Annotated in this window: 17 protein-coding genes; all 17 read left to right on the forward strand. The window is 68.5% G+C overall.

Annotation, left to right across the window (positions count from 1 at the left end):
* Nucleotides 1-125: 125 nt before the first annotated feature.
* Nucleotides 126-845, forward strand: a complete 720-nt coding sequence (locus AB7U92_RS08095; RefSeq protein ID WP_428575673.1) for an OmpA family protein — start codon at nucleotides 126-128, stop codon at nucleotides 843-845.
* A complete protein-coding gene (locus tag AB7U92_RS08100; RefSeq protein WP_428575674.1) occupies nucleotides 845-1,159 on the forward strand; it encodes a hypothetical protein in 315 nt (104 codons plus the stop codon). Before AB7U92_RS08095 ends, AB7U92_RS08100 begins: the two co-directional genes overlap by 1 nt.
* Before the next feature lie 75 nt (nucleotides 1,160-1,234).
* Nucleotides 1,235-1,534, forward strand: coding sequence for a hypothetical protein (locus tag AB7U92_RS08105; protein ID WP_428575675.1), 300 nt, complete (start codon nucleotides 1,235-1,237; stop codon nucleotides 1,532-1,534).
* A 36-nt stretch (nucleotides 1,535-1,570) separates the two neighbouring features.
* Entirely contained in the window at nucleotides 1,571-1,870 is a 300-nt protein-coding gene (gene traL / locus AB7U92_RS08110; protein ID WP_298824052.1) for a type IV conjugative transfer system protein TraL, read from the forward strand.
* Between the two features lie 18 nt (nucleotides 1,871-1,888).
* Complete coding sequence (gene traE / locus AB7U92_RS08115) at nucleotides 1,889-2,509, forward strand: type IV conjugative transfer system protein TraE (RefSeq protein WP_428575676.1); 621 nt, start codon at nucleotides 1,889-1,891, stop codon at nucleotides 2,507-2,509.
* A complete protein-coding gene (locus tag AB7U92_RS08120) occupies nucleotides 2,445-3,275 on the forward strand; it encodes a type-F conjugative transfer system secretin TraK (protein ID WP_428575677.1) in 831 nt (276 codons plus the stop codon). The genes traE and AB7U92_RS08120 overlap by 65 nt, the downstream gene beginning before the upstream one ends.
* A gap of 2 nt (nucleotides 3,276-3,277) precedes the next feature.
* The gene (locus AB7U92_RS08125; RefSeq protein WP_428575678.1) at nucleotides 3,278-4,678 is read left to right on the forward strand and encodes a TrbI/VirB10 family protein; all 1,401 of its coding nucleotides are present in this window, start codon (nucleotides 3,278-3,280) and stop codon (nucleotides 4,676-4,678) included.
* Entirely contained in the window at nucleotides 4,668-5,480 is an 813-nt protein-coding gene (locus AB7U92_RS08130; RefSeq protein ID WP_428575679.1) for a DsbC family protein, read from the forward strand. The genes AB7U92_RS08125 and AB7U92_RS08130 overlap by 11 nt, the downstream gene beginning before the upstream one ends.
* The gene (locus tag AB7U92_RS08135; RefSeq protein WP_428575680.1) at nucleotides 5,477-6,103 is read left to right on the forward strand and encodes a TraV family lipoprotein; all 627 of its coding nucleotides are present in this window, start codon (nucleotides 5,477-5,479) and stop codon (nucleotides 6,101-6,103) included. The genes AB7U92_RS08130 and AB7U92_RS08135 overlap by 4 nt, the downstream gene beginning before the upstream one ends.
* 17 nt (nucleotides 6,104-6,120) lie before the next feature.
* Nucleotides 6,121-8,697 (forward strand): type IV secretion system protein TraC, encoded by a 2,577-nt coding sequence (gene traC, locus AB7U92_RS08140; RefSeq protein ID WP_428575681.1) that lies wholly within the window; start codon nucleotides 6,121-6,123, stop codon nucleotides 8,695-8,697.
* Nucleotides 8,694-9,053, forward strand: coding sequence for a hypothetical protein (locus tag AB7U92_RS08145; protein WP_428575682.1), 360 nt, complete (start codon nucleotides 8,694-8,696; stop codon nucleotides 9,051-9,053). Before traC ends, AB7U92_RS08145 begins: the two co-directional genes overlap by 4 nt.
* A 62-nt stretch (nucleotides 9,054-9,115) precedes the next feature.
* Entirely contained in the window at nucleotides 9,116-9,628 is a 513-nt protein-coding gene (traF, locus tag AB7U92_RS08150; RefSeq protein ID WP_428575683.1) for a conjugative transfer signal peptidase TraF, read from the forward strand.
* 7 nt (nucleotides 9,629-9,635) lie between these two features.
* Nucleotides 9,636-9,965, forward strand: a complete 330-nt coding sequence (locus AB7U92_RS08155) for a hypothetical protein (protein ID WP_428575684.1) — start codon at nucleotides 9,636-9,638, stop codon at nucleotides 9,963-9,965.
* Nucleotide 9,966: 1 nt separating this feature from the next.
* The gene (gene traW / locus AB7U92_RS08160) at nucleotides 9,967-10,596 is read left to right on the forward strand and encodes a type-F conjugative transfer system protein TraW (RefSeq protein ID WP_428575685.1); all 630 of its coding nucleotides are present in this window, start codon (nucleotides 9,967-9,969) and stop codon (nucleotides 10,594-10,596) included.
* Complete coding sequence (locus tag AB7U92_RS08165) at nucleotides 10,593-11,609, forward strand: TraU family protein (RefSeq protein WP_428575686.1); 1,017 nt, start codon at nucleotides 10,593-10,595, stop codon at nucleotides 11,607-11,609. The genes traW and AB7U92_RS08165 overlap by 4 nt, the downstream gene beginning before the upstream one ends.
* A gap of 103 nt (nucleotides 11,610-11,712) precedes the next feature.
* A complete protein-coding gene (trbC, locus tag AB7U92_RS08170) occupies nucleotides 11,713-12,375 on the forward strand; it encodes a type-F conjugative transfer system pilin assembly protein TrbC (protein WP_428575687.1) in 663 nt (220 codons plus the stop codon).
* Between the two features lie 6 nt (nucleotides 12,376-12,381).
* The coding region (gene traN / locus AB7U92_RS08175; RefSeq protein ID WP_428575688.1) for a type-F conjugative transfer system mating-pair stabilization protein TraN at nucleotides 12,382-14,643 on the forward strand (2,262 nt) is incomplete at its 3' end.

Here is a 14,643-nt window from a genome sequence, read left to right on the forward strand (position 1 = left end):
TACCGGCGCCTGCCGGGTCAAGTTGCCGGTCATCGCGCGCAGCCCCCTGCCCCACCGCGATCTGCCAGTGCGCCAGTCGCGGCGGCCGCCCAGGCGCCGCTCATTCTCTCTGCAAGGGTCAGTCCATGAACCTGCACCGCACCCGGATCGCGGTGGCGTGCGGCTTCGCCGTCGCGCTCGTGGCCGCCACCGCGTCGTGTACTTTCGCGCCACGCGCGAACGAGGCTCAGGCACAGGCAGCGACAGCGCCGGCGCGACCTGCGCCGCTTCGCATCGTGCAGCTGAGCTTCGGCCAGAACGCCTACTTCGCCGCGTGCGCGGAGCCGGCGTGCCCCACGCTCACGCCCAAGACTCTGCCTGGTCCCGCAGCACTGCCGGTTGCTGCCACGGCCACGGACCCGTCCAGCCACGGAGTCGCTGCCGCCGCGGCGGCCGAGCCATCGCCGCTGGTCCCACCCCGCGCGGCGGCGGCGCAGGCGAGCACGCAACGGGCCGACCCGTCGGACACGCACATCCTGCTGACGTTCCCGTTCGGGTCCGCTGCCCTCACTGCGGAGTCGCGGCAAACGCTTCGCCGATCGCTGCGCCTGGCGCGCGAGTCCGACCGCATCGTCATCTCCGGTCGCACGGACAGCGTCGGTCCCGACGAGGTCAACCAGCAGCTCGCGCTGGCCCGTGCCCTTGCGGTGCGCAACTTCATCCGCGACGCCGTGCCCGACCTGCCGAACGTGATTGCCATCGACGCGAAGGGGCGATGCTGCTTCGTCGCGTCCAACGACGACGAGAGCGGCCGCAGCCGAAACCGCCGGGTCGAAGTCGTCTTCACGAGCATGGGAGTGATGTGATGGATCGACCCGTCGCACGACCCGCGCGCACCCCTCCCGCCGACCCTGCGCTCGCAGCCGTTGACCCGGCCGCGGACGCATCGCCGGCCGCATCCCCGCAGCAAAGGCGCAAGCCCCGCCCTGGATGGAAGGCAACCATCGTCCGGAGCGAGAGCTTTGCCGAGCTGCGGCGCATCCAGAAATCCACGAGGGATCCGGTCATCGACCTCAGCTATCTCGCCGACGCGTGCGTCGAGCTGGCACTCGAGCTCGGCGCCGAGCGAATCGTGCAACGGGCCATTGCCTCTTTCGGCAGCATCCGCCCGACTCCCTGAACTCACCACCTTCTCTTGGAGAACGCAATGCATGCAACCGCCGCACCGACCCTGGCCCTCCCTTCGCGCAAGGTGATGCTGGGCATCGGCCTGTTCCTCACCTTCATCACCGGCCTCATGGCCGTGGCCCCCAGCCATGCGCTGGACCTGGTGGCCTTCACCGGCATCGCAGGTCCGCTCGCGGCCGCGTTGGCGCAGCTGGCCGCCTTGGCGCCGGGCGTCAAGGCGCTCGTCGGCTTCGTCGGCTTCGTGGTCGCCTTCATCAGCCTGGCCGCCCTGCGCAACTTCGGGCCCGTCCTGTTCTACCTGGGCATGGCGATCTTCGGCGCGGTCGGGCTGACCATCGCCGGCGCAATCCTGGGTGCGGTCATCTGAGCCGGTCGGCAGCACGACGGAGAAAGGGGAAGCGCCATGCAGTCGGACACCTACATCCCTCGACGCCTGGACGACCAGTGGAAGCTCGGCTTCTGGGATGCCGACGTCGCCTTCCCCTTCGTCTTCTTTCTGTTCCTCGGCTGGATGTCCGGCACCAAGTGGGGCTTCGTGCTCTGCGCCGGCGCCGGCTTCTTCCTCAGTCGGTGGATCTCTCGCACCAAGGCCGACAAGCACCCGGCCTTCGCGATGCATTGGGCGTACTGGGCCTTGCCCACCAACCCCGCCACCGCCATGCGCGCGACCCCGCCGTCGCACATCCGACGCATGGTCGGCTGAACCCCGCAGGACCACGCCATGGACTTTGCCCAGCACCAGAACGACCTGCGCGCGCAACGCCGGGCCAATCGAGTCCTCAGCGCCATCGTGGGTGCGCTGTCGCTCAGCGTGCTCCTGTGCCTCGTGGTGATCGTCAGCATCGTCGGCTCGGACCGGACGGTCATCGTGCCGCCCAACATCGACCGGACCTTCTGGGTCACCAAGGAGAAGGCCAGCCGCGAGTACCTCGAGGAGATGGCCAGCTATGTCGCCTGGCTGGTCCTGGACGTCACGCCGACGACCGTCGACTGGAAGAAGAACGTGCTGCTGAACTGGGTCGCGCCGGATCAGCACGCGGCCATGAAGACCAAGATGGACATCGAGGCCGAGCGACTGCGCAGCAACAACGCCGCGACCTTCTTCCTGGTGCAGCAACTCGCTGCCGACGAGTCCAAGCAGTCCGTGGTCGTCACCGGCCGCCTTCGCAGGCAGATCAACGGCGCCGACGTCACCGATCCCGAAACGCGTTCGTACCTGGCGCAGTTCCAGTACGTCGGCGGGCGCGTCCACATCCAGTCGTTCAAGGAGATCCCGTATGCGCAAGCTGGCCAGCAAGTTCGCGTCGGCGCTGCTGATCCCAACGGCGCTCCTGCTCGCTAGCGCGTCGCCCGCGCTCGCGCTGCAGGTCGTCGAGGGCAGCGACGGGGTCTCCGTCGATGCCGTCTTGTCGATCAAGGAGGCCACCCGCATCCGCGTCGACGGCGCGCCGATCACGAACGTCTTCGGCAACATCTACTCGACCAACTGCGGCGCCGCGATCACGTCCGCCGTGCCGCCGCAACCCGGTGCGTCGCCGGCGCCGGCCACGGGTATGGTGAATCCCGCGGGCGAGATCGTTCTCGAGTGCGACGTCGACAAGGGCGAGATCTACGTGCGCCCGGTGGGCGGCCCGGGCAAGCCGGTCAACCTCTTCGTGTCGACGCAGCACGCGACCTACACGCTGCTGCTGCGGCGGTCCGACACGCCAGCAGACACGATCGTCATCCGCGACAAGACAGCCCGACTGTCCCGCGCTGAGCCCGGCGGCTCAACGGCTTCCGCCCGCACGCCGCAGCACGTGCGCGCCCTGAAGGGCATGTTGGTGGCCATGGCGGCGGACCGGCCGCCCACGGACATCCGGGTGGACGAGGTGAACCGCCCGATCCAGCTCTGGCAGGAGGCGAAGTTCGCCCTGGTGCGCCTGTACGAGGGACGCGGCCTGGTCGGCGAGCGCTACGTGCTCACCAACGTGTCGACCCAGGGCATGGTCCTCGCTGAACAGGAGTTCGATCGCGAGCGCGGCGGCGTGCTGGCCGTCTCGATCGAGAACCACAACCTGCGCCCCGGCGAGAGCACGTCCGTCTACGTCATCCGCCAGGGGAGCTGACCATGGCCAGCTTCGCCGACAACCTTCGCGAGCGCTGGGCGGGCGTTGCCGAGCGCATGTCGCCGCGCGCGCGCCAATGGACGATGGCCGCCCTGATCTCCGGTTGCGGGGTGGGCCTGCTATGGGCCGTGTTCTCCGCAGGGTCGGGCGACAGCGCTCAGCGCGCCGCGGCCGCTGCGGCCAAGAGCGACGTGCGACCGACCAACGTCGATCTGATGGCGCCGGGTTCGCAGGTGAAGGACTCCGAGGTCTGGATCGGCAAGGCCGGCAAGGAACTCGAGAGCTACAAGGCCGAACGCGACGAGCAGCGCAGGGTCAACCGCGACCTCAACGACAAGCAGCAGGAACTGCTTCGCCGTCTCGCGGAGATGGAGGAGCGGCTCAAGTCGCGCCCCCTGGATGCGGCACGCGCGGCTTCTGCGCCCGGGATGGCGGCTGGCCCCGCCAATCCGCCCCTTGGCAATCCGCCCGAGTCGACGCTGCCTCGCGCACCGGCCGCCTTGCCGCCCGCGCCGCCGCCGCCCGTGGTTTACCAGCGTGGCGCGATGCCGCCCGGCCTGCCCAACAGCGCGTCACCCAGTGGCATCGACGTCGCGGCAGCGCCGGCGCAGCCTCAGCTCACGCGGGTCACACTGGCCGCGCCAGTGCGCGCCAGCGACGCTGCCGAGGGCGGCGGCAAGAGGCGCGAGACACTCGACAGCTTCCTGCCCATCAGCTTCACCAAGGGCCAACTTCTCGGCGGCCTGGACGCTCCCACCGGCGGACAGGCCCAGAGCAATCCGCACCCGGTGCTGATCCGCCTGTCGGACAACTCGGTCCTGCCCAACCGCTACCGGGCCGAGTACCGCGAGTGCTTCGTCATCGCCGCGGGCTACGGCGACATCAGCTCGGAGCGCGCCTACCTGCGCACCGAACTCCTGTCCTGCGTTCGTCCCAACGGCGATCCGCTGGAAGTGAAGATCCAGGGCTCGGTCTTCGGCGAGGACGGCAAGGTCGGCATGCGCGGCCGCCTGGTCACCAAACAGGGCCAGATGCTGGCCAACGCGCTGCTCGCCGGCGTGGTCAGCGGGATCGGCCAGGGTTTCTCGCAAGCCAACACGACCTACAGCACCTCGCCGCTGGGGTCGGTCGCGACGGCCTCGGGCGGCGACGCTTACCGCGCCGGCATAGGCTCGGGTGTCGGCAAGGCCCTGGACCGGCTGGCGCAGTACTACATCAAGCTGGCCGAGCAGACCTTTCCGATCATCGAAGTCGACGCCGGCCGGGAGATCGATGTCGTCCTGACCAAGGGCGTGCGCATCGAGGGCTCTGACGCCAGCACGGCGTCCAACGCCCCCACCTCGCTGCCTGGCCGCACGGACCCCTCCGAGCGCTACCTGAAGGTGACCACCGATGAAGAATGAACGCCTCTTGGCCGGCGCCATCCTGGCGCTGGCCGTGCAGTCCGCCGTGGCCGGCCCGTCGGCCGACGAAGCCCGGCTGCTCGCCACCCTCAAGCGCGCGTACCCGGCGACCACCTTCTCGTCGGTCGCGGCCAGCGAGGTCCCCGGGATCTACGAGGTGTGGATGGGGCCGAACGTGGCTTTCGTGTCGCCGAAGAACCCGCGGTACTTCATCATGGGTCGCCTGCTGGACGCGAAGACGGCGACCGACATCACCGGACCGAAACTTGCGCGGGCACAGGCCGTCCGCCCGGCGGTCGATACGGCCGACAGCACCGACCGGCCGATCGACATCGCGAAGCTGCCGCTGCAGGACGCCCTGAAGGTCGTGCACGGCAGCGGCGCGCGCACGCTCTACGCCTTCAGCGACCCCTCCTGCTCGTTCTGCCGGCGGCTCGAGCCGGAGCTGGCCAAGCTCCAGGACGTCACGGTCTACACGTTCCTGCTGCCCTTCCAGGGCCGGCAACTGCCACAGGCGATCCTCTGCTCCACCGATCCAGCGAAGAGCTGGCAAGCGGTGATGCTAAACGCCGACACCAGCGGCCTGAACAGCCAGGCCGACTGCCCGACTGCGCTCGACCGCAACCTCCAACTGGCGCGACAACTCGGCGTCAACGGCACGCCCACGATGTTCTACGCCGATGGCACGCGGACCACCGGCTACGTCCCCGGGACCGAGGTCGAGCGCCGCATCGCCGCGGCGGCTGCCATTGGCTCACCCGTCGCGACCTCCAAGGCCATCACCCAGGAGAAGGCGCCATGAGCAGGTTCCTCATCGTGGTCGGCGGCGTGATCGTCCTCGCGGCCGTGCTCCCGGGCTGCGCGATCACCGGCCTGGACGGCGAGTCCAAGTACGCGTGCAAGGCCCCCGAGGGTGTCCGGTGCGACTCGGTGTCCGGCACCTACTACAACGCGCTGCAGAACAACCTGCCGGCGCAGCGCCGCTCCGCCGCGCCTCCCGTGGACACGTCTCCCCAGGCCGCCCCCGCAGGCAGCGCGCCGCGTGCCGCGCCGACGATGCTCAACGCCTCTACGCGCCCGGCCACGGGTGACGAAGGCGCCGCCTATGTCGCCGCGCCGCTGCGCGCCGCGCCGCGCGTTCTCCGGCTTTGGATCAAGGCTTGGGAGGACGCCGATCGCGATCTCGTCGGCGAGAGCCTCGTCTACGTCCAGGTCGACAACGGCCGCTGGCTGGTCGACCACGTGCAGCGCCAGCAGCGCGAGCCCTTCGTACCGATCCGCGCGCCGCGGCCGCCGGCCGCCACCAAGTCGGCCGGTGCGACGGCTGGCCCCAACGGCCCGTCCACCACGCCGATCGAAGACGCGCCCTCGCTCACGCAAGCCCTGCGCGCGCTGCAGAACCGCGTGCCCGCCGCCGACCAATGACCTGAGAGGGCACCTCCATGCTCGAGTCCCTACGCCTCAACCTGTTCGGCGGCGCGTCGCCGACGGGGTCCAGCGAAAAGTCCGGCCCTGGCCTGTTCTCGTTCGGGCACAAGGACGAATCGCCCGCCGACCAGTTCGCCAGCTGGCTGCCCTACATCTCCTACCTCGACGAGGAGCAGTTGTTCGTCAACAAGGACGGCATGGGCTTCCTCCTGGAGGTGATGCCGCAGAGTGGCGCCGACGACCGCATGGTCGACGTGCTGGTGTCGCTCTACTCGAACTGCCCACCCGACACGGGCATCCAGTTCCACCTCTTCGCCTCGCCCCACGTCTGCCCACCACTGCGCCGGTACGCCAACCTGCGCATGGAAGACCGCGACCAGATCCAGAAGGCCCAGACGTTCGGCCGGCCGGCGCGCAACGACAACCTCTACCGCAAGCTGGCCCGGCGCCGCTACGCGCACCTGTCTCACGGCGCTCACCACAGCCTGACCCAGGGCTTCCACTACACGATCCGCGACTTCCGCCTGATGGTCAGCGTCTCGGTCAAGGCCGATCCCGCCAACCTGTCCGACCGCGAGCGCATCGTCGGACTGCGCGACGGCATGGCGACCACGCTGCGCTCGGCGTCGTTGCCCAACCGCGTCTGCGATGCGGCCGACCTGATCAACTGGTGTTCGCTGTTCGTCAACCCGGATCGCATCGACGCGGCCACCGCGCCCGACCTGCACTACGACGACGGGCGTGAACTGCGCGACCAGATCGTCGACCACGACACGATCCAGGATGCGCGCTCCAACGGCCTTCACCTGTGGAAGGAAGGCGCGGGCGAAGGCCTGGACGTGCGCTTCTTCTCCATCAAGTCCTTCCCCGAGCGCTTCGGCCTGTGGCAGATGGGTGCCCTGGTCGGCGACCTGATGCAGCCGGCCCTGCAGTACAGCTCGCCCTTCCTGCTGACGATGGGGGTCTACATCCTGGACCCCAACTCAACCAAGACCGTGGTCACGGCCAACCACGTGCGGGCCACGCAGAACGCGGGCAGCAAGATGGCCGTGGTCATGCCCGACGTCGCCAAGAAAGCGCGCGACTGGTCGGCCGCCGCGGACGCGATCGACACCGGCGGCGCGCTGGTGAGCATGTACCACCAGCTCGGCCTGTTCTGCCATCCGTCCAAGGTCGCGCAGACGCAGGAGACGGCCAAGTCCATCTGGCGCGCGCGCGGCTTCGAACTCAACGCCGACGTCTACAAACATCGCCAGGCGCTGCTGGCCAGCCTGCCGATGACGCTGTCGCCGGCCTTCCACGGCGACTTGCGCAAGATGAAGCGGGTCACCCGCAAGACGATGGCCAACGCCATCCACCTCGCGCCGGTCCTGGCCGAGTGGCGGGGCAGCAAGACGCCGACCCTGATGTTCGCCGGCCGCCGCGGCCAGCTGCTCACGCTCGACCTCTACGACAACGACGGCAACTACAACGCCGCCGTCATCGGCTCGCCGGGCTCGGGCAAGTCGGTCCTGCTCAACGAGCTGGCGTGGTCCTACCGGGCCATCGGCGCCAAGATCTGGATGCAGGACCTGGGGCGCTCGTTCGAGAAACTCTGCCGCAAGGCCGAGGGCACCTTCATCGAGTTCCGGCCCGACGTCGAGATCTCGCTGAACCCGTTCCCGCTGGTCACCGACATCAACGAGGACATCGACATGCTGTTGCCGGCCATCGCCAAGATGGCCTCGATGAAGCAGCTCGACGAGGTCCAGATGAAGGCGATCTCGGCGATGTTGCTCAAGCTCTGGGCCAGGTACGGCCAGGACCTGGACATGACGATCCTGCGCGACGCCTTCGTCCCAGGGACGATCGAGGAGCTGGGCATCAAGGAGGACCAGCGCGTGCGCGACCTGGCCGTGATGCTCAACCCCTACGCCAAAGGCGGCCAGTACGCGCGCTTCTTCAGCGGCCGCAACACGATCGACTTCTCCAACGACTTCGTGGTCATCGAGAGCGAGGAGCTCAAGCGCAAGCCCGACCTGCAGGCGGTGGTCAACATCATCCTGTTCCACGCGATCACCCGTGAGATGTACCTGACGCGCAACCGCAAAAAGGTCTGGTTCATCGATGAGCTCAAACAGCAGCTGGGCGACTCGAGCGAGAACGACGTGGTGATGGCCGCGGCGATCGACGAGGCGGCGCGGCGCGCCCGCAAGTACGGCGGCAGCCTCGTGACGGCGACCCAGAACGGCGACGACTACTTCACCTCGGCACAGATGGAGTCCGCACTGAAGTGCTCGGACTGGACCTTCCTGCTGCGCCAGAAGCCCGAGTCGATCGAACTGCTCGCGCGAACGGGCCGCTTCTCGATGGACGAGCCGAAGAAGCGGCTGCTGAACTCGCTGCGCATGGAGCCGGGCGTCTTCTCCGAGTGCTACATCACCTCGCCCATCGGCGAGGGTGTCGCGCGCATCATCCTCGACCCCTTCTCGCACCTGCTCTTCAGCAACAAGCTGGACGACAACGCCCCGCTGGATGCGCTCCTGCGACAGGGACTGTCCATCGACGACGCCATCACCGAACTGCTTCGCCGCCGGGGGTATGCGGTATGAGCTCGTTCGCCATCCATGCGCTGATCTCGGTGTTCGTGACCGCCGGGGCCCTGCTCGCCTATGACCGGCTGGTCGTGAAGCCGGCTCAAGTCATCGGCATCGTCGACATCGCCGAGGTCTATCGCGCCAAGGAGTCCGAGTTCGCGGCGCTGCTCAGCGCCAGCAGGACCGACGACGATCGCCAGCGCGCCCTCGCGCAGGCGCAGGCTTTCGGCGATCGCCTCGACCGCGCGCTGCGCGAGATCCCCGTCGAGTGCCGCTGCCTGGTGGTGGTCAAGTCCGCCGTGGCAGGGGGCTGGTCCAACGCCATCGACCTCACCGCCGCCCTCAAGGCGAAGGTCGGCGCCAAGTCGTAGCCGCCGCCATGACGAGCCAGCGTGTTGGTCTGGGCCCCTGGCTGCTTCATGGCAGCCGGCTGATGCTGCACGACCTGCGGCGGCACCGGGTGGTGTTCGCGCTCGTCGCCGGCGTCTGGACGCTCGCGCTGATCCGCCTCTTCGCCCACCACGTCCCGGTTCTGCCGCTGCTGTTCAACTGGACGCCCAGCCTGCCCTACAAGGTCGCGTTCGTCGACTACCGATCGGGCGCGATCGTCCGCGGTGACCTGGTGGTCTACGCATTCGAGGGGCCAGCTGGCCTGCAAGCCTATCCCGGGTTGCGCCACCAGGCGCTGTTCAAGCGCGTCGCGGGCGTCGCCGGTGATGTCGTGACGGTGCGGGGACGCGAGGTGTTCGTCAACGGCGTGCCGGTGGGCCTGGCCAAGACGCACACCTTCGACCGTCGCCCCCTCGAGCCCATCGACCCGACGGTCATCCCCGCCGGCCACCTGTACGTGCAGGGGACCAGCCCGGACAGCTTCGACTCCCGCTACAGCATGAGCGGGCTCGTGCGCGTGCAGGACGTCAAGTCGCGCGTCATCCCACTGCTGTGAGGGCCGCATGCAGCGAACACTTTTCCTGTCGATGTTGTGCCTGGCGGGCACGGTGGCCGCCCAAGGCGAGCGCCTGGACCTGCAGGACGACGTGCCGATCGACACCTACCTCGCCTTGCTCGCACAGGTGGCGCCGCCCGCGCGCGACGGCGCCGAGGCCTACATGGCGGCGTTTCGCAGCCGCTGCGGGCGTGCACTGCGCACGATCGAACTGCGTCGCGCCTTTGCGCAAGGCAACGGTGATCCGGTCCTCATGAACATGGTCCGCGCTTCCCACGAGCGCGACACCGCCGCCCTGCAGCGCCTGGGCGCCTCCATCGCCTGCCCGAGCAAGTGACATGCGCGCCCGCCTGTCTCCCTGGCTCTTCGCAGCGGCAACCTGCTGGGCGCTGGGCGCACAGGCAGCGAACCTAGGGACCATCGGGCCGACCTATCCGGTGGCCGAGAAGAACATGCTCGACGTGATCATGGCCCGGCTGCGCGCCAAGGAGGCGAGCGGCGAGTTGAAGCGCCACGAGCAGGAGGCACGAGACCGTGCCGCCTATGCGATCAACAACCCCCGGCCAGTCGACGGCCTGCGCAGGGCCCAGGCCGCGCGCACCTTCTACTTCGATCCGACCTTCACGCTGCAGTCCAACGTCGTCGATGGCACGGGCGCGGTCCTGTTCCCAGCGGGAACACGAAAGAACCCGCTCGAAGTCGTCTCGCTGTCGAAGCACCTGCTGTTCTTCGATGCGCGCGACCCGGGCCAGGTGGCTCGGGCGCGGGAGCTCATCGAGCACTACCAGGGCAAGGTCAAACCGATCCTCGTGGGCGGCAGCTACCTGGACCTGATGAAGCGCTGGAACAAGCCGGTGTTCTACGACCAGGACGGAACCCTCGTGCGCAAGTTCGGGATCGCGGCGGTCCCGGCAATCGTCTCGCAGGAGGGACAACGCCTTCGCATCGATGAGGTGCCCGTGCGATGAACATCGTCCACCGACTCTTCGCGGCGCTGTGCCTGCTGGCTGCGTCCTCGCTGGCCACCGCGGCAGGCATGGCGACCTGCACGGGCAAGTTCCCCAATCCGCTGACCGACATCTGCTGGTCGTGCCTGCTGCCCATCACCATCGGCAGCGCCACGATCGCCAACTTCGGTGGACAGGAGGACAACGGCGACAACCCGGCCAATCCGGTCTGCAGTTGCGGCGTGAATCCGACGATCGGCCTGTCGATCGGGTTCTGGGAGCCGGCGCGCCACGTCGAAGCCACCCGCAAGCCGTTCTGCCTGCCGTCACTCGGCGGCCTGAACCTCGACCCCGGCATTGCCGCGCCGGAAGCCGCGAGGTTCACGCGCCCGGAGGGCGACGGTGACGGAGGCTCCTTCTACCAGGCGCACTTCTACACCAACCCGGTCCTCTACTGGCTCGAGGTCGTGACCGACTTCCCCTGCCTGGAGCGGGGCAGCTTCGACCTGGCCTACCTGACCGAGGTCGATCCGCTTTGGAACGACGACGAGCTGACGCTGATCCTCAACCCGGACGCGGTGCTCTTCGCCAATCCGATCGCCATCGCCGCCTGTGCGGCCGACTGCGTCGCAGCCACCGCGGGCTTCGGGTTGAACACGCTCTTCTGGTGTGCGGGCTGTCAGGGCGGCCTCTACCCCATGGACGGCCAAGTCCAGTACCACATGGGCGGCGTTCGCACCGCCGCGCTGCTGGCCCAGCGCCTCACCGCCAAGATGCACCGCGAACTCATCGCCTGGGGCTGGCACGGCTCGCGCGGGCTCTGCGGCCCCTACTTCGAGCCGATCATGGACAAGTCCTCCTACAAGACCAACCTCACCTACCCCATTCCGTCGACCGACAAGCTCGACGGCAAGTGCTGCCAGCCATTCGGTCGCACGACCGTGCTCTGGGGTGCGGGCAAGGAGTACCCAGTATTGGGCGAGGACTTCGCCTTCATGCTCTTCCGCAAGAGGAACTGCTGTGTGGGCTACTGACCGCCCCGTGGCCCGGTTCGTTGCGTCGATCGCGGTCGCGCTGTTCGCGCTGCCTGCCGCCGTGGCTCAGGCCCAGGGCCAGGCTCCGTCCGGCAAGAGCCCCGTGACCGAGGCCGACATCGCTCGCGCCACCCGCAGCCAACCCACGATCACCGACAAAGACATCGAGGCGGCGCGGCGCAAGCACCGCATGCCCAGCGACGAAGAACTCGCCCGGGTGCCGGTTCCCGCGGCCCCGCGCATCGACGCGCTGCCTCAGCCGCAGTCCCAAGGAACGATCGACCTCGGCGCGATCGCCGGCGGCTTCGATGCGATGGGCGCTCCCGACCCCGCCAAGGCGGGCATGGCCGTGGGTCCGACGCTGCTGGTCTTCGTGAGCTTCTCGATGCCCGACCCGGCCCTGGAGCGCCTGGTCGATCAGGCCGCGCGCAGCGGGGCCACCCTGTTGCTGCGCGGTCTCGTGGACGACTCGCTGCAGAAGACCGTGGCCCGAGTCCAGCGGGTCATCGGCCAGCGCAAGGTCGGCTTCCAGATCGACCCGCAGGCGTTCGACCGCTTCACGATCACCGCCACGCCGTCCTTCGTCCTCATCAAGGACCGGTCGGTTCCGACGCCCTGCGCCGCGGGTACCTGCTTCGCGGCGGACAGCTACGCGCTGGCCGCCGGCGACGTCAGCATCGACTACGCGCTGCGCTTCATCCAGAAGACGGCGCCGAAGTTCTCGCGCGAAGCGCAGGCCTTTCTCGCGAAGATGAAAGGGGGCTGAGCCGTGATGTTCAAGCGCCTGACCGTCTGGGTGATGACCCAGGCCCTGGTCCTCGTTCAGACCACCGCGATCGCGCAGACCTCTCACGACCAGGGCGTGGCCGCAGGTCGTGCCGCCAACACCACGATCCGGGGCATGGTGAACCAGCCGTCGGCGACGGGTGTCGTCCCCGGGTACACCACCACACCACCGGAGGCCGCGCTGGCCGGCCGCCCGGCACTCGGCCCCGAGGTCAGCGCGAAGCTCGCCGCCTGCGCGGCGACGCCCAACGACCCCAGCTGCCAGGCGCTGCGCACCGCCATCACCTCGGCGAACACCGCCCGCCCCACAATCTCCCCCAGCGACCCGGCGGTCGCAGCCGCTTCGCGCATCGCCCGCAACCCCTCGCTCGATCTGGGCAGCCTGGCCTCGTACTACAGCGGCTGCACGACCACCGATGCCACCATCGCGACCCACACCGAGACTCGGTCCTGCGCCCGCTACGTGACCGCCGGCAGCTACAGCTGCTCGAACTCGCTCAACGTCGCCGTCGCTCGGTCGACCAGTTGCTCGCCCGGCGACTGGTTCGCGCAGGCAAGCGCAGGATCGACCGCCGTGGCCGCGCAGTGCCTGCCCGACCGGCCGGACTCGAGCCAGCACTTCAGGGTCACCAGCTCGGGCACGCCGCTGGCGTTCTTCGATGTCGACATGACGACACCGGTCATCACGCCCCAGCGGGTCGCGGTGATCGGCACGACCTACAACTGGCCCAGCTTCACGCCCTCGGAGCGAGGCGTCTACGTCGCAGACAAGTCGTGCACCGGCAGCACCTGCAGCCTGACCGCCATGATCGCCGACGACCCCGTCGAGTCCTGCACCGGCGGCTGGGACTCGATGACCTGCACGACCATCCATCCCTTCATCGACGTCTACGCCGCCTGCCCAGCAGGAACCCAGAGCGGCAACAACCTGCTGGTCACCACCTGCTCGTACGGCGGTGACGGCATGGAGTGCACCAGCTTGCCGCTCAGCACCACCACCTGCTACAGCCCCAGCGGGTCGGCCAGCGACATCCAGGCGAGCGACATCACCGGCACCTTCTCGTCCCCCTACTGGCGCGCGAGCTCGACCCGCGCGGTGGTGGGCTGGGCGCCGAACCCCGCGTACGGGCCGATCCCGCAGATGCGCCTCTCGTACACAAGGCCGGCGACCACGTTCACGGCTGCCGACACCTGGAACAACCAATGCCCCAGCCTCGCCGGCGACAGCCGGTGCTCGGTGGCCAGCGCGCCGGTGTGCGTCGACGGGCCCGCCACCAAGGTCATCGATGGTGTCTCCATCACCCGGGACTGCTGGCAGTACCAGAGCACGATGAGTTGCGGCGGCACCTACACCGCCGACCAGTGCTCGCCCCTGATTGCCGCCGGCTGTACGCCGGTGTCATCGACCTGCTCCCGCACCAATCCGGTGACCGGTGTCTGCGAGGCGTACCAGGACCAGTACAGCTGCACCGTGCCGAACGAGACGGTGACGCAGGCCACCAACTGCCCTGCCAACGTCTTCTGCCTGGGAACCAGCTGCTTCAACACGGCCTACACCAACGACGCCGATTTCGCACGCACGATGTCGATGCTCGAAGCGGGGCGCGAGGCCGGGGTCTACCTCGACAGCGATCGCATGCAGGTGTTCAAGGGCGAAGCCAACAGCTGCCGCGACCGCCTCCTCACCAACTGCTGCAACTCCGATGCGTCCGGCCGCGGCATGACGAATCAGAGCGTCTTCGGCGCCGGCTCCCGCCTCGTCTACGACATCCTGATGAACTCCGAGAATCGGCAGTTCGTCTACCAGGGACTCAGCGCGCTGCTGACGGGCGCGGGCTTCAGCGGCTCCTTCACCAGCTACGGCGTGACGATCGCCGTGAACGGCACGGCGCTGCCCGCCGGGTCCACCGTCCTGTACTCCTCCAGCACGGTCGCCGGCGAGGGCTTCGTCGTCGCATTCGACCCATGGACGCTGGTGATTGCCGCGATCATCTACATCGTTCTCTCGCTGACCTCCTGCAACGAGAACGAGGCGGTCCTTGCCCTCAAGGAGGGCGCCGGCCTGTGTCACAGCATCGGCAGCTACTGCTCGTCCTGCATCCGGATCCTCGGCTCCTGCGTCTCCTGCATCGAGCACACGACAGGCAAGTGCTGCTTCAACTCGATGCTCGCCCGCATCGTCAACGAGCAGGGCCGCGGCCAGATCAGCAAGGGGTGGGGCGATGCGCGCAACCCCGACTGCTCAGGT

This window comes from Piscinibacter sp., assembly GCF_050175855.1.
In the GTDB taxonomy this organism is placed as follows: domain Bacteria; phylum Pseudomonadota; class Gammaproteobacteria; order Burkholderiales; family Burkholderiaceae_C; genus Piscinibacter.

Bases quoted from the DNA above. Each gene is read 5' to 3' on its own strand.
- AB7U92_RS08095 (WP_428575673.1), top strand. From the start codon at position 126: ATGAACCTGCACCGCACCCGGATCGCGGTGGCGTGCGGCTTCGCCGTC.
- AB7U92_RS08100 (WP_428575674.1), top strand. From the start codon at position 845: ATGGATCGACCCGTCGCACGACCCGCGCGCACCCCTCCCGCCGACCCT.
- AB7U92_RS08105 (WP_428575675.1), top strand. From the start codon at position 1,235: ATGCTGGGCATCGGCCTGTTCCTCACCTTCATCACCGGCCTCATGGCC.
- traL (WP_298824052.1), top strand. From the start codon at position 1,571: ATGCAGTCGGACACCTACATCCCTCGACGCCTGGACGACCAGTGGAAG.
- traE (WP_428575676.1), top strand. From the start codon at position 1,889: ATGGACTTTGCCCAGCACCAGAACGACCTGCGCGCGCAACGCCGGGCC.
- AB7U92_RS08120 (WP_428575677.1), top strand. From the start codon at position 2,445: ATGCGCAAGCTGGCCAGCAAGTTCGCGTCGGCGCTGCTGATCCCAACG.
- AB7U92_RS08125 (WP_428575678.1), top strand. From the start codon at position 3,278: ATGGCCAGCTTCGCCGACAACCTTCGCGAGCGCTGGGCGGGCGTTGCC.
- AB7U92_RS08130 (WP_428575679.1), top strand. From the start codon at position 4,668: ATGAAGAATGAACGCCTCTTGGCCGGCGCCATCCTGGCGCTGGCCGTG.
- AB7U92_RS08135 (WP_428575680.1), top strand. From the start codon at position 5,477: ATGAGCAGGTTCCTCATCGTGGTCGGCGGCGTGATCGTCCTCGCGGCC.
- traC (WP_428575681.1), top strand. From the start codon at position 6,121: ATGCTCGAGTCCCTACGCCTCAACCTGTTCGGCGGCGCGTCGCCGACG.
- AB7U92_RS08145 (WP_428575682.1), top strand. From the start codon at position 8,694: ATGAGCTCGTTCGCCATCCATGCGCTGATCTCGGTGTTCGTGACCGCC.
- traF (WP_428575683.1), top strand. From the start codon at position 9,116: ATGCTGCACGACCTGCGGCGGCACCGGGTGGTGTTCGCGCTCGTCGCC.
- AB7U92_RS08155 (WP_428575684.1), top strand. From the start codon at position 9,636: ATGCAGCGAACACTTTTCCTGTCGATGTTGTGCCTGGCGGGCACGGTG.
- traW (WP_428575685.1), top strand. From the start codon at position 9,967: ATGCGCGCCCGCCTGTCTCCCTGGCTCTTCGCAGCGGCAACCTGCTGG.
- AB7U92_RS08165 (WP_428575686.1), top strand. From the start codon at position 10,593: ATGAACATCGTCCACCGACTCTTCGCGGCGCTGTGCCTGCTGGCTGCG.